This is a genomic window from Rummeliibacillus pycnus (assembly GCF_002884495.1).
Lineage (GTDB): Bacteria > Bacillota > Bacilli > Bacillales_A > Planococcaceae > Rummeliibacillus > Rummeliibacillus pycnus.
On record NZ_KZ614145.1, the window covers coordinates 1,837,833 to 1,851,068 of the forward strand.

General features: G+C 33.1%; 16 protein-coding genes. 5 read left to right on the plus strand and 11 right to left on the minus strand.

Annotated elements, in window-relative coordinates:
* Nucleotides 1–112 precede the first annotated feature (112 nt).
* Nucleotides 113–622: a hypothetical protein gene (locus CEF14_RS09160; RefSeq protein ID WP_102692563.1), complete on the minus strand. Its 510-nt coding sequence runs from the start codon at nt 620–622 to the stop codon at nt 113–115.
* Between the two features lie 54 nt (nt 623–676).
* Entirely contained in the window at nt 677–1,222 is a 546-nt protein-coding gene (locus tag CEF14_RS09165) for an NUDIX domain-containing protein (protein ID WP_102692564.1), read from the minus strand.
* A 69-nt stretch (nt 1,223–1,291) separates the two neighbouring features.
* Between CEF14_RS09165 and CEF14_RS09170 the strand changes: the two genes are divergently transcribed.
* Nucleotides 1,292–2,194, plus strand: a complete 903-nt coding sequence (locus tag CEF14_RS09170; protein WP_102692565.1) for an aldo/keto reductase — start codon at nt 1,292–1,294, stop codon at nt 2,192–2,194.
* A gap of 42 nt (nt 2,195–2,236) precedes the next feature.
* Here CEF14_RS09170 and CEF14_RS09175 read toward each other — a convergent pair whose 3' ends face one another.
* On the minus strand, nt 2,237–2,497 hold the full coding sequence (locus CEF14_RS09175) for a YqkE family protein (protein ID WP_102692566.1): 261 nt from the start codon (nt 2,495–2,497) through the stop codon (nt 2,237–2,239).
* Between the two features lie 415 nt (nt 2,498–2,912).
* Here CEF14_RS09175 and CEF14_RS09180 point away from each other — a divergent pair, with 415 nt between their 5' ends.
* Nucleotides 2,913–3,854 carry an alpha/beta hydrolase gene (locus CEF14_RS09180; protein WP_102692567.1) on the plus strand — a complete coding sequence of 314 codons (942 nt, stop codon included), beginning with the start codon at nt 2,913–2,915 and terminating at the stop codon, nt 3,852–3,854.
* A 131-nt stretch (nt 3,855–3,985) separates the two neighbouring features.
* On the opposite strand, the gene CEF14_RS09185 is transcribed toward CEF14_RS09180, so the two are convergent.
* The 5 genes from CEF14_RS09185 to CEF14_RS09205 form a co-directional block, all read right to left on the minus strand.
* A complete protein-coding gene (locus CEF14_RS09185; protein ID WP_102692568.1) occupies nt 3,986–4,207 on the minus strand; it encodes a YneF family protein in 222 nt (73 codons plus the stop codon).
* A gap of 91 nt (nt 4,208–4,298) precedes the next feature.
* Nucleotides 4,299–4,739 carry a sporulation inhibitor of replication protein SirA gene (gene sirA / locus CEF14_RS09190; protein WP_102692569.1) on the minus strand — a complete coding sequence of 147 codons (441 nt, stop codon included), beginning with the start codon at nt 4,737–4,739 and terminating at the stop codon, nt 4,299–4,301.
* Between the two features lie 136 nt (nt 4,740–4,875).
* The gene (gene tkt / locus CEF14_RS09195) at nt 4,876–6,879 is read right to left on the minus strand and encodes a transketolase (protein ID WP_102692570.1); all 2,004 of its coding nucleotides are present in this window, start codon (nt 6,877–6,879) and stop codon (nt 4,876–4,878) included.
* Nucleotides 6,880–6,973: 94 nt separating this feature from the next.
* Nucleotides 6,974–7,210 carry a DUF896 domain-containing protein gene (locus CEF14_RS09200; protein WP_102692571.1) on the minus strand — a complete coding sequence of 79 codons (237 nt, stop codon included), beginning with the start codon at nt 7,208–7,210 and terminating at the stop codon, nt 6,974–6,976.
* Between the two features lie 148 nt (nt 7,211–7,358).
* The gene (locus CEF14_RS09205; RefSeq protein ID WP_102692572.1) at nt 7,359–7,961 is read right to left on the minus strand and encodes a LysE/ArgO family amino acid transporter; all 603 of its coding nucleotides are present in this window, start codon (nt 7,959–7,961) and stop codon (nt 7,359–7,361) included.
* A 104-nt stretch (nt 7,962–8,065) separates the two neighbouring features.
* Between CEF14_RS09205 and CEF14_RS09210 the strand changes: the two genes are divergently transcribed.
* A complete protein-coding gene (locus tag CEF14_RS09210; protein ID WP_245890131.1) occupies nt 8,066–9,508 on the plus strand; it encodes an aminotransferase-like domain-containing protein in 1,443 nt (480 codons plus the stop codon).
* Between the two features lie 49 nt (nt 9,509–9,557).
* On the opposite strand, the gene CEF14_RS09215 is transcribed toward CEF14_RS09210, so the two are convergent.
* Nucleotides 9,558–10,214 (minus strand): YneB family resolvase-like protein, encoded by a 657-nt coding sequence (locus tag CEF14_RS09215; protein WP_102692574.1) that lies wholly within the window; start codon nt 10,212–10,214, stop codon nt 9,558–9,560.
* Nucleotides 10,211–10,525 (minus strand): cell division suppressor protein YneA, encoded by a 315-nt coding sequence (gene yneA, locus CEF14_RS09220; protein WP_102692575.1) that lies wholly within the window; start codon nt 10,523–10,525, stop codon nt 10,211–10,213. Before yneA ends, CEF14_RS09215 begins: the two co-directional genes overlap by 4 nt.
* Before the next feature lie 166 nt (nt 10,526–10,691).
* On the opposite strand from yneA, the gene lexA reads away from it, so the two are divergent.
* On the plus strand, nt 10,692–11,306 hold the full coding sequence (lexA, locus tag CEF14_RS09225) for a transcriptional repressor LexA (protein WP_102692576.1): 615 nt from the start codon (nt 10,692–10,694) through the stop codon (nt 11,304–11,306).
* 81 nt (nt 11,307–11,387) lie between these two features.
* On the opposite strand, the gene CEF14_RS09230 is transcribed toward lexA, so the two are convergent.
* Complete coding sequence (locus CEF14_RS09230; protein WP_102692577.1) at nt 11,388–12,296, minus strand: aminopeptidase; 909 nt, start codon at nt 12,294–12,296, stop codon at nt 11,388–11,390.
* 280 nt (nt 12,297–12,576) lie between these two features.
* Here CEF14_RS09230 and CEF14_RS09235 point away from each other — a divergent pair, with 280 nt between their 5' ends.
* Complete coding sequence (locus CEF14_RS09235) at nt 12,577–13,149, plus strand: GNAT family N-acetyltransferase (protein WP_102692578.1); 573 nt, start codon at nt 12,577–12,579, stop codon at nt 13,147–13,149.
* Nucleotides 13,150–13,236: the final 87 nt, after the last annotated feature.

Consider the following 13,236-nt stretch of genomic DNA (forward strand, 5'->3'; position numbering starts at 1 on the left):
CCCCCTAAACTTCTACCATTATACCAAATGTTTAAATCTCATTACAAGATTAAGCGACTAATTCTTTGTAATGATTATTTACTGATAATAATTATCAATAAATAATTAGAAACTAAAACATGAAATGAATGATAAGAAGTTCAATGAAAAAGATAATTAAAGTCATTATACTAATAACAACAATTCTCTTCCAATGTATACCCTTTTTTCGACTATTATAAAATGGTTTTGGTACGAGGACAATAGAAAATAATAATAACAAACATGTGTACATGAACTGCACAGGGAACCACCAAAGTGCATAGTTCCAAAAAGCATTTTGTGTAGCAATTAAATACGCTGAACAGAAACCGAAGAATGCACTTTTACTTACAACAACTAGTCTTGTAACATGTCTAAACCATTGATGCGTAGCAAGTAACACTAAAAAGAGATAAGGCATGATGATCGGCCATAATGATTGCCACAATTTTGGCTTTCCTTCTAATTGTAATCGAGGGTCCATAATGGAAATTAACCATTCACTTTGAGCGGGTGTTGACATTTTGAATGCGATAATACCTCCGATAAAGCCAATTGAAATGATTAGAAAAAAATAAGTTATTTGCAATGAGCGATTCACTAGGTCACCTACTTTCTATTAGTACAACCTATGCTGATCACTCTTAAAAATACCTTATTTTAATAGATTATTTTTCGCCCACATAATTGCCAAAATTGTTTTAGCGTCAAAAATACGTTGTTCTTTCACTAATTGTTCCGCTTCTTCTATAGAAACTTCTAATAATTCGACAAATTCATCTTCATCTAAACTTGCTGGTTGTTCGATTTTAAATAAATTTTTTGCAACAAACAAGTGAATTACTTCATCCGCAAAACCTGGAGATGTAGCAAAAGATTGAATAAGCTCCAGATCCATTGCTCCATAACCAGTTTCTTCTTCTAATTCTCGAATAGCCGTTAGTTCTGGCTTTTCACCAAGTTCTAATTTTCCAGCAGGTATTTCTATAATGCTCCGTTCAAGCGGCTTACGGAATTGTTCTACCATGATAATTTTCCCTTCGCTTGTAATAGGGATAATAGCTACTGCACCAGGATGTTTCACTAATTCTCTTGTTGCAGTTTTACCATTTGGTAATGTAACTTGATCCACTTGTACCTTGATTACTCTACCTTCAAAGATATTCTTTGTAGATAGTGTCTTTTCTTCAAATTTTTTCATCTAAAAACCCTCGCTATTGTTCTTTTACTTAAAATCATTGTACCATTATCTTTAGAGGAGGGATATATATTGAAAAAACGTCAATTAGGCTCAAGCAACTTACATATTTCTGAAATTGGTTTAGGTTGTATGTCTTTACCAACAAATTTGCAAGATGCTTCCTATATTATGGATTCAGCACTTGACTATGGTATTAATTATTTCGATACTGCAGACCTTTATAACCGTGGCTTAAATGAAGAAATTATTGGCCAATTTATGAAAGAAAAAAGACAGGATATTATCTTAGCAACTAAAGTAGGGAACATTTGGGATTCATCAGGCGATTCTTGGCACTGGGATGCTTCTAAAACTCATATAAAAGAAGGGATTAAAGATAGTTTACATCGCTTGAAAACAGATTATATAGATCTGTATCAATTACACGGAGGTACAATGGAAGATAACTGGGATAATATAATAGAAGCATTCGAAGAACTAAAACAAGAAGGTATGATTCGTGAATATGGTATTTCATCTATTAGACCTAATGTTTTAAAACGTTTCTTGCCAACTAGCAATGCTGTTTCAGTTATGATGCAATATAGCATGCTTGATCGAAGACCGGAAGAGTGGTTGGACTTTATCGCAGATCAAGGAGCCTCTGTTGTAACTAGGGGTTCTCTGGCAAAAGGTTTACTAACTAACGAATGGCAAAAACGCTTGATAAATACAAATGGCTATCTAACTTATTCACAGGAAGAACTTGAAAATATTTTAACTAAAATCACCAATTCTACAACTTCTATTCATGCGGTTGCACTTAAAACAATTTTACAGCATCCAACAATTGCTTCTGCAGTCGTTGGAGCAAGCTCAAAAGAACAATTAGTTACTACGATGAAAGCTTATAAAGAGATGGATGCAATTATTAATATCAAAGAGCTTATCGGTTTTACTAAAGAAGATACCTATACATCGCATCGTGACTAAAAAAATGCGAGAAGGAGTTATACTTCTTCTCGCATTTTCACATTAAAATTTAGAACCTTTATCTCCATACTCTTCAAGTAGTTCTGCAAAAGATTTATTTTTTTCACGCTGTTTTCTTTCGAATGCAAGTTGTGCCTCTTTTTCTTCTTGCATTTGTTGTTCTTTTTCTACTAGCTCTTTTTTAGCTAGTTTTAATTTAGCTACAACATCACCATTAAGTTGATCTTGTAAAGTTAACTTTTCTTCTTTGTCGATTGTATTCATTTGAGTGTGATTTTGTTGTTGTCTTTTTTTCTTTGCCATTTCAATTTCCCCTTTTTAAAACTCTGGTACGATTATTATCAGTTCATTTTATCCCTTAAGTACATTCTTTATCAACAGTTAATACAAATCCTTCATACAATATAGAAGAGAAAATGGCGAATAAAAAATTATAAATTACTCAAAACCATCGTCAATACACTTATCATTAGCCTAAAATTTGCCTTTTTCAACTATCCTTCTTTAAAATAAAGCTTAGGAGAGTGTACTTTATTTTAAATGTATCAAAAGTTCAACAAAATTGTCGTTCTTAGTGTATTGAAATAACACTATCGGAGAAAAAACACTAAATAATTCGGAATAATAGTTAAAAGTATTTCAATCCATTAAACATTTACAACCTTTTCAAATGAAGAAATTTAGTCATATCAACAAAATTAGAGGGTGGGTGTTGAATATGAAAAAAAGGATTATTTGGTCTTTTGGATTAATTACAGGTATCGTTGGGGGAATCCTCTCTCTTATTGGTTATCTCGTAACAAGTCGGATTATTTATATCAAGAAAAAGGATGATACTTTCATCTTAGAACGCGAAAAAAAAGCATTGAGATATGATGAAAAATGGTATGAATCAGTTGATAAAGAGTACTTAAGTATTCAATCACCTAATGGCTATCTCATTAAAGGAATTTATTTTAAACCTTTACAAACAGCAAATACAATGATTGTTTGCCATGGTGTGACAGAAAACAAAGTGAACTCTATTAAATATGTTCGACTATTCGAAAGGCTAGGATTTAATACGGTCGTTTACGATCATAGAAGACATGGTGAATCCGGTGGTAAAACGACAAGCTATGGTTATTATGAAAAATTTGATCTACAAGCCGTTCTACATTCAATAACTGAAAGATTAGGCACTGACGCACTTATTGGCGTACACGGTGAATCAATGGGAGCTGCTACGACCTTATTATATGCTGGAACATTAGAAGACAAAGCGGACTTTTATATTGCCGATTGTCCATTTTCTGATTTCTCGGAAGAACTTTACCATTTACTTACAAAACAAACGCCCTTTAAGAGTCCATTTGCCATTAGGCTTGCAAATATATTCTTGCGCTTACGTGACGGCTATTGGTTAAAAAGCATTGCACCCCGTACTGCTGTTACTAATATTGAAAAACCTGTACTTTTTATTCACAGCTTACCCGATGATTTTATATTACCCGGTATGACCATCGAATTATATCGATTAAAGAGAGGTCCTAAAATGTTAAAACTATTTGAACAAGGTGCACATGCCCAATCATTCAACGCAAACCCCAAAGAATATGAAGAAACGGTTCGAGAATTTATTAAAGAATATGTATTAAATAAGGACCATTTCGCCAAATAAAATTGTATAATAAAAATGCCAACAAAAGATATTTTTGTTGGCATTTTTTAAAATTGGTAATTAAACTATTTAAAATTGAGTTATATAAAATGACTGTCCATAAAGATTATTAACAAATTGGACAAAGCAAATTATTTATTGCTCAATTTATTCATTTGATTCATCATTTGTTTGATTTGTTTTTCTGATGGTTTACGTCCCATTTGAGTCATCATCATACGTAGCATTTGTTCATTAATTGGTGGGTTTTCTTTTAAATATTTGAACATATATTGACGAGCCATAAAGAAACCGCCAACTAAACCTACGATTAATGCTACTACTATTAAAGCAATTGCTAATCCAGTACTCACTAAGTTTCCTCCTCTAAAATTCGCATACGAGAAATGTTTCTCCAAAGAGGATTATACAATAAAAACTACTTCGATACTACTATTTATCTGATTATCCCTCAGCTACAACAGAAAATTTAGGTGGTTTTAGCCAGCCACATTCCATTTCATTTTTATTAAATCCGATAAAACATGAACTAATTTTGGATAATGTTGCAAATAAATCTAATTCCAACATACGAGATCCAACACAGGTTACTACCATGTAGTATGGTTGAATTTCAATATGTAAATCTCCTTTAAACTCGTTTGTCAAAAAAATTTCATGATTCTTCATATGAATAGCAGTAAAATTTTCATATAAATATTGCTCAATAAAAGCTTCAATTTCTTTTATCGGCAATAATTCACATAAATATGCTAATTCCTGCGATGGATAAAAAGCATTTTGTTCAGTTTTTAATCCATTAATTAATTCGAATAATAAACGCTCTCTCCCGTATACAAATGACTGATGCTTTTTTTTGACATGAAAGATTGAGTAAACACGCATCTATTGTCACTCCCTTCTTTCATGTTATTATACCTTTATTTTATCGAATATTTTGTCAATTTGAACTGTAAATAATACACTTTCTTTGTCAAAAAACAAAAAGTAGAGGCAAATTACCTCTACTTTTTTTAATCCACTATTTTTCAAATAATGCTTTTACTTTAGAAACGACATTTTCAACTGTAAATCCATATTCTTTCATAACAATTTCGCCTGGAGCACTTGCGCCAAAACCATCAATTGCAAGTACATCACCTTCAAAACCAGTATATTTATGCCAACCAAATGAAGATGCCATTTCGATTGCTAAACGTTTTGTTACTGCTTTTGGCAATACGCTTTCTTTATATGCTTCGTCTTGTTCTTCAAAACGAGCAAAATCCGGCATTGAAACAACTGTTACATTGATTCCTTCTTTTGCAAGTTCAGCTTTCGCTCTTACTGCTAATTGTACTTCAGAGCCAGTTGCTAAAAGTAATGCATCTGCAACGTCTTTATTTGCTTTTTCTACAACATAAGCGCCTTTCGCAACGCCTTCATACACTTTTTGAACATCAACATCTAGAACTGGTAAGTTCTGACGTGATAATACCAATGCTGTAGGTCGTTTTTTAGAAGATACTGCAAGTTTCCAAGCTGCTGCTGATTCGTTAGCATCTGCTGGACGAATCACAGATAGATTTGGCATTGCTCGCAATGCTGCTAAGTGTTCGATTGGTTCGTGAGTTGGACCGTCTTCCCCTACTGCAATTGAATCATGTGTGAAAACATATGTCACAGGAAGTCCCATAAGTGCAGATAGACGAACTGCTGGACGAATATAGTCAGAGAATACAAAGAATGTGCCACCAAATACGTTTAATCCGCCATGAAGCGCCATACCATTAAGTGCTGCACCCATTGCAAATTCACGAACACCGAACCAAATATTACGGCCTTCACGATCTGTTGCTGAGAAGTCGCCTGCACCTTTAATCGTTGTTTTGTTTGAACCAGCAAGATCGGCACTACCACCAAAGAACGCTGGAATTTTTTGTGCTAATGCATTAATTACTTCACCTGAAGATGAACGTGTTGCAATTGATTTACCAGCTTCATAAGTTGGAATTTCAGCATCAAAATCTGCTGGAAGTTCGCCAGAGATAGCTTGTTCTAATTGTGCACTTAATTCAGGATATGCTTCTTTGTATGTTTCAAATTGTGCATTCCAAGCCGCTTCAGCTTCTTCTCCTTGAACTTTTGCAGCTTGTTTAAATGTTTCATATACTTCTTCAGGTACGAAGAAGTCTTCATTATCCCATTCGTATGCTTGTTTTGTAAGCACTACTTCATCTTTACCAAGAGGTGCTCCGTGGGAAGCTGATTTACCAGATTTGTTTGGTGAACCAAAACCAATTACAGTTTTAACCTCAATTAAAGTAGGTTGACCTTTATGGGCTTTTGCAGTTTCAATTGCATTATTAATCGCTTCAATGTCGTTACCGTCTTCTACTAATAAGTAGTTCCAGCCATATGCTTTAAAGCGTTCTGCTGTATTATCAGAGAATGATTTGTTTAAATCACCATCTAAAGAGATGTCATTACTATCATAAAGAACAATCAGTTTTTCTAATTTTAAGTGGCCTGCAAGTGAAGCCGCTTCTGCAGAAACACCTTCCATTAAGTCACCATCACCGCATAATGCAAATGTATAGTGATTAATAATGTCGTTTTCAGGTTTGTTATAAACACCTGCTAAATGTGCTTCAGCCATTGCCATACCGACTGCCATTGAAATCCCTTGTCCTAGTGGGCCAGTTGTCGCTTCTACACCAACTGTATGACCAAATTCAGGGTGTCCTGGAGTTAATGAACCCCATTGACGGAAGTTTTTAATTTCTTCCATTGGAAGATCATAACCACCTAAATGTAGTAAGCTATATAAAAGCATTGAACCATGTCCTGCGGATAATACAAATCGATCACGGTTAAACCATTTAGGATTTTTTGGATTATGATGTAATTGTTTTGTCCAAAGAGTATAAGCCATAGGTGCTGCACCCATTGGTAAACCTGGATGACCAGAGTTTGCTTTTTCAATTGCATCGATAGACAAAGTACGGATTGTATTAATTGCAAGCTGATCTGCTTGTTGAGTCATGAATATAGACATCCTTTCTAAAAGCAAAATATTATTCTATTACAGTGTAGTCAACATTTCTACATAAAACAATGTTTTTTAGACAATTGTTCTGTTAATTTAAAGGTTTGTTTTTTTGTTGCTTTGCTCGCAATTTTGCTGGAGTCACTTCATCACCATTTGGATCGAAAATACGAACATTTTCAATTGTGCCCCTCATTGACTCGCGAAAAGTATCCAAATATTCTTTACGAAGTGCAGTTTGTTCTTTCGCTTCTTCAACAGTCAAACCTGTCTCTTTTGATTTCTTCGATAAATAGTTAATACGCTGAATTTTTTCTTTTGGTAACATATTATACACACCTTTCATTACTACCTTAACTTAAAGGTATGCAAAAAAAGCTTTAAGCGCAAGCTTAAAGCTCCATTTAAACGACAAAATCTATCATACTTTTGCTATTTAACATATTATTGGGATTCTTTTTTCTAAATTCAAGAAGTTATAACAGACTAATCAGTAAATACACGGCTGTTCCCCATATAAATAATGCAGAAATTTTATTTAATATCACAAAAACGTTTTCAGAAATATGTAACCTTTTTAGGCCAGCTCCTACAACCATTATTCCAAAAAACCAAATCCATGAAACACCCATACATGCAACAGCAAATAGAATTTGATCAGACCCTTTATACTTTAATGCGCTTGTCCCAATAACACCAACTGTGTCTAACAATGCATGTGGATTTAATAACGATACCGATAATGCAAAAAAGACTTGTTGTTTAATTGGTAGTGCCGATTTCCCTTTAATCTCTACAGAATTTGAGCCCCATATCACTTTACCCATATATAGTAAAAAGAAGATGCCACCAATTAATAAAATAAGACGAATCCATTCAAATTGCAAAACAATTAATGATAACCCAAAAACAGCTAAAATAATTAAAAATGTATCGCAAAGTGCTGCTGTTATAGCTGCAGGTATTGCTTTAAAAATATTGGGTTGTGTTACTCCTTGAGAAAAAACAAAAATATTTTGTACGCCTAAAGGAACAATTAAGCCGAATGCCAAAATAATTCCATGAATAAATGCTTCCATTATACAACTCCCTTTCTTTTACCATCGTACTATGTTATATAAATAAGAAAAGGTCCAATTGGATGGTAATAAAACCACCCAATTTTCAAAAGGGGGAAAATAGCATGTGGAAACCAACTAGGAAGGCATCAATTAGTATACAACGCCAAATTATTAACTGGATTTTAGATCAAATCCAGTCAGGTGACTGGGGTGTAGGGACTAAGTTACCCCCACAGCGTCAGCTTGCAATACAATTTAATGTGAACCGTAGCACTATTCAACAGGCTTTAGAAGAATTAAAAGCAGATGGAATTTTAAACTCTAAAGTTGGTTCTGGTGTATTTGTTGCTAATAATTCATGGAACGTTTTAGCAAAAAACAACCAACCAAATTGGCAAAAATATATTGAAGCAAGTATCCATAGGCCTAACTACCATACGATTCAGCTAATAAACGAATTTGAGCAAGACGATTCAATTATTCGTTTAGGAACTGGAGAACTCTCCCCTTCTTTATTGCCAACTAAACAATTGAAAGAATCCCTACATAAACTGTCATTTGACGGAAAGGATTTTGGCTATTCTTCCCCTCAAGGTAGTACAAAATTGCGCCATGAACTATGTAACTATTTAAAAAAGCGTGGGATTACCACTAAACCAGAAAATATATTAATCGTATCAGGGGCATTACAAGCACTTCAATTGATGGCAGTGGGATTATTTGAAACAGGATCCATTGTGTTTCAAGACCCTATCTCGTATCTCAATTCTATTCATCCATTTCAATCATATGGAATGCAGATGAAATCCGTAAACCGAGATAAGCAACTTAAACAAACATTACAATTGAAGAAAAAGAATAGGCAATCGATTTTCTACACTGTTCCAACATTGAATAATCCCACTGGGAGAGTTTGGACATTTCAAGAGAAACAGCATTTATACAATACTTGCAAAGAACTACAAATCCCCATTATTGAAGATGATGTTTACTCTGAATTATTATTTCAATCTCCAATACCATCTATTAAATCCCTTGATACAGCTGGACAAGTTCTATACATTGGAAGTATTTCGAAAACATTAAGCCCAGGATTACGGATTGGTTGGATCGTTGGACCAACTCCTGTTATTAAAAGATTAGCTGATATTAAAATGCAGATGGATTATGGTTCAAGTGCCGTTTCACAAGAGATTGTGACATACTGGCTAACTTCAGACCTTTATGAAAATCATTTAATTGAATTACGAGAACATTTAAGGTTTCGTGCAAAATTTGTAGAGAATATTCTTAATCAACAGTTCAGTTCAATCGCTAAATGGGAAAATTCAAGCGGGGGTTTTTATATTTGGTTAAGATTTGATGAACCCATTGTAACAAAGGAATTTTTCTTAAAACTTCTTAAAAGAAAAGTATTGATTAATCCTGGTTATATTTATGATCCTGATGATTCAGACCATATTCGTTTGTCCTATTCATATGCCTCATTAGATGAATTAAAGAAAGGTTTACAAATCTTATACGAGGAAAGTCTAACCACAATAAAAAACAGTTGTACTCCTTAATTTGGAATACAGCTGTTTTCTGTAAGATAATATTTTTTCTAACGAATCCCTACTTTCCATGTTCCTCAACATATTCTTTATATCTTCTGTGTACGGTTGCTTTACTTAATTGAAATCCTAAACCTTTTAAAGTAGCCGTTATTTCTTCAAATGTCATACCTTTTTCTCTTAAACTAATTATTTGCTCAATTGGTATCTCAATCCGCTCTCTACCTTCTGGATTACCACGAACTTTCAAATTATTCTCAGGTCTATAACCATTTTGTACCGCTCTTTTCATGCCTCTTCTTATTTTAGCATTATGTAATTTACGTTGATATTCTTCAACAAGGGCTAAAATTTCAAGTAACATAGTATCCATATCATTTAACTGAATATTACCAGAATCACTTAAGGTAAATATATCAACATTCATCTTTTGCAATAAATGCAAAACTGCCATTCGTCCATTACCACGCCCTAAACGTGTTTCATCTTGAACAAATAAGGTAGAAATATGATAATCCTTTATAAATTCTAATAAATCTAATAAGCCTTCTCGATCAATATCATATCCACTATGTCGATCAGTGAATACTTTTGCTATTTCATAACCTTTAGATTGTGCAAACTCTCTTAACTCAATCTCTTGTCTTTCTATTGAAGTATCTTGTGTTTCTTTTTCTGTACTTACACGACAATACAACACTGCTTTACTATTCGTCATTTTCGTTCACTCGCCAATTCTATTCCTTCGTTTCCTAAAATAGTTTTTTTATATTCTGGGATAATTAAAGTATGACCAGCTATTATTTTATCGTCAATTATATTATTCTCATTTTTCACTATACGAACCCATTCATCGTTTGATAACTTACCTTTATATTGATCGGATAATGACCAAAGTGTATCTCCCTCTTGTATTTCAATATTTGTATATTTTGTAGTATCTCTATTTGAAATAAAAAGAATAATCATACCAATTGTTACGAATGCAATTACTAATGCTGTATTTTGATTTTTTTTAACCCAGTTCATATGAATCTCCCTTCCATCGAATGTTTGTTCGGAATGTATGTTCTCACTATAAAACGAACACTTGTTTTTGTCAAACGTTTTTTCGAACCTACGTTTGCATAGTTTGTTCGGTAATGCTATACTAAATTTAACAATTAGAAGAATACTAAGATAAGAGGTGAATGGATTGAAAAAAGTATCGAAAAGACAAGAAGATATACTAGAATTTATTAAAGAAGAAGTTCGTACAAAAGGATACCCACCTTCCGTCCGCGAAATTGGGGAGGCAGTGGGATTAGCATCAAGTTCTACTGTCCACGGGCATTTAAATAGACTTGAAAGCAAAGGACTTATTCGTCGAGATCCAACTAAACCTCGTGCAATAGAAATTTTGGATCAAGATAATATTTCAAAACAAGGCGTCATGCATGTTCCGCTAGTGGGAAAAGTTACCGCAGGATTGCCAATAACAGCGATTGAAAATATAGAAGAATATTTCCCTATTCCAGACTATTATGGAACTTCTGATGATCATATTTTCATGCTTGAAATTATGGGTGAATCTATGATTGAAGCAGGTATTCTAGATGGCGATTATGTGATCGTAAAACAACAAGCTACAGCAAATAACGGTGATATTGTTGTTGCAATGACAGAAGAAAACGAAGCCACTGTAAAACGTTTTTATAAAGAAGACGGTTTTTTCAGACTTCAACCAGAAAATTCTTCAATGGAACCCATTATTGTAGAAAATGTTTCTGTCCTTGGTAAAGTAGTAGGATTGTATCGAAATGTTCATTAATATCATATGAAAAAGCATCCAAATCTATTCTAATTAAATAGATTTGGATGCTTTTTTCTCCAATAATTTATTTGACACTTTTTATGACCAAACAATTCTAGGATTTTTTGTTACACAGTCAATATGAACATCTGCTTTTATCGTTCCTCCAAATGTATGATTGGATCCAAATGCAATATGAATCGTATTATACGCTTTTTCATCTTCTAAAATACGCCCTATAATTCTTGCCTCATAGTTCGTACCAATCCCTAATTCTGCTAACATTCGACCATTGCCTTCACCTAAAATTTTCAATAGTTCTTTTCCTTGCTCACCAGTTGCGTTCATTAATCGCCCATTTTCTATTGTAAGAAGTACAGGTTCTTTTATAAGTCCAATTCCCGCTATAGATCCCGTAATTAAAATCTCGCCATTAGCTTTTCCTTCTAGTGGGGCTATATACGCTTCACCTGAAGGAAGATTTCCTGATGCTGCTTTACTACGAAATACACCTGTACTAGGAATCCCTTTTCTTGATGCTATCGGAATGGTTAATTTATAAAATTCGGCGGTAAAAATTGTTACGTTTGAAGCTTTTGTAAGTTTTTCAGCTTGTTCCAATGTTTCTTTTTCAACTCTCGTATAATCAGCTTTCATAGCACCGTTTAGAAACATATCTTCTGTAATACCCGGCATTGTAATGACAGCTGTGCCATTTTCATTTGCCTTACGTCTTGCTACTGTATGTGTAAGTGAATATTTTGTTAAACAAAATACTACTGCGTAATTTAACATTTTCTCTGCTACTTCTGCAGGAGGTTCCTCTCCATCTTTTGAACGATCTTCCATCCTATAAAAATCACATTTCCATCCATCAGCGTCTAAACCTTCTTCAAACTGTTTTGCTAATTTACCTGTACTGTTATCTCCAATCACTAAAATATTGCTTGGCTTTTCAAGTGAGAAATTATGACTCATTAGATTTTTTACTATAGTATTTATATTCATCTTATCTCGTTCCCTTTCCGTTTTTATGTCCACTTTTATTATATCCTTTTCAACATAAAAAGCTTGCTAGAGATACTGTATCTTTATTAAACATCTCCTGATACTTACTACATAAAGTTTTCATAATATAATTTATGCCATTAATTATTATGATAAATAATTTGATTTTCATATATAATGCAAGGGGAAAAATATAACAAAAACAATTAATAGTGTAAAATTATTGTAATCAATAATTATTAAACCTTCGAATCTATTTCACACAAAAAAGGAGAATGGTATGGATATTAACATCATTTTTGAAGTTTTCCCACAATTAGAATCTGAAAATTTGATTCTAAGAAAAATAGAAGAGGAACATTTACAAGAAGTATTTACAATTTATAATAACAAAAATGTATTTGATTTCTGTGGAATTATTCCGAAGCATAATATACAAACAGTACGCAAAATGATCGGTCATTTTGAAAGAGATTATCATAAAAAAAGGAAAATCAAATGGGGTATTTTCAAAAAAAATACAAACAATCATTTGGTGGGAATTATTGAATGCATGGACTTTAATCAGAAAGTGAATATGGTAACTATTGGATATTATTTAGCAGAAGAATATTGGGGAAAAGGGATTGCATCAGAATCAGTTCGTACAATCGTTAGATTTTTATTTGAAAAGGCTAATATTAACCGTATTCAAGCCGAGGTAATGCCTGCAAATGAAATTTCTAAAAAAGTTCTCCAAAAAAATGGGTTTAAAAAAGAAGGATTAATTAGGCAAGCAACATTATGGCCCGGAAAAGGAATAATAGACATAGAAATATATAGCATTCTCAATGAAGATTATATTAACCATTAAATATGATAAATATGACAAAACTGAATGAGCTGGAAGTCTATTATTATAAAATGAATAAAATATCAATTATTTGCTAAAGATGAAAAT

Excerpts from the sequence above, each read along its gene's own strand:
- CEF14_RS09175 (WP_102692566.1), bottom strand. The coding sequence starts at position 2,497 with ATGGCAAAGAAAAAAAGACAACAACAAAATCACACTCAAATGAATACA.
- CEF14_RS09205 (WP_102692572.1), bottom strand. The coding sequence starts at position 7,961 with ATGGAAGCATTTATTCATGGAATTATTTTGGCATTCGGCTTAATTGTT.
- CEF14_RS09215 (WP_102692574.1), bottom strand. The coding sequence starts at position 10,214 with ATGACGAATAGTAAAGCAGTGTTGTATTGTCGTGTAAGTACAGAAAAA.
- CEF14_RS09235 (WP_102692578.1), top strand. The coding sequence starts at position 12,577 with ATGGATATTAACATCATTTTTGAAGTTTTCCCACAATTAGAATCTGAA.
- sirA (WP_102692569.1), bottom strand. The coding sequence starts at position 4,739 with ATGCGTGTTTACTCAATCTTTCATGTCAAAAAAAAGCATCAGTCATTT.
- yneA (WP_102692575.1), bottom strand. The coding sequence starts at position 10,525 with ATGAACTGGGTTAAAAAAAATCAAAATACAGCATTAGTAATTGCATTC.
- CEF14_RS09200 (WP_102692571.1), bottom strand. The coding sequence starts at position 7,210 with ATGTTACCAAAAGAAAAAATTCAGCGTATTAACTATTTATCGAAGAAA.
- CEF14_RS09180 (WP_102692567.1), top strand. The coding sequence starts at position 2,913 with ATGAAAAAAAGGATTATTTGGTCTTTTGGATTAATTACAGGTATCGTT.
- CEF14_RS09230 (WP_102692577.1), bottom strand. The coding sequence starts at position 12,296 with ATGAATATAAATACTATAGTAAAAAATCTAATGAGTCATAATTTCTCA.
- CEF14_RS09165 (WP_102692564.1), bottom strand. The coding sequence starts at position 1,222 with ATGAAAAAATTTGAAGAAAAGACACTATCTACAAAGAATATCTTTGAA.
- tkt (WP_102692570.1), bottom strand. The coding sequence starts at position 6,879 with ATGACTCAACAAGCAGATCAGCTTGCAATTAATACAATCCGTACTTTG.
- CEF14_RS09210 (WP_245890131.1), top strand. The coding sequence starts at position 8,066 with ATGTGGAAACCAACTAGGAAGGCATCAATTAGTATACAACGCCAAATT.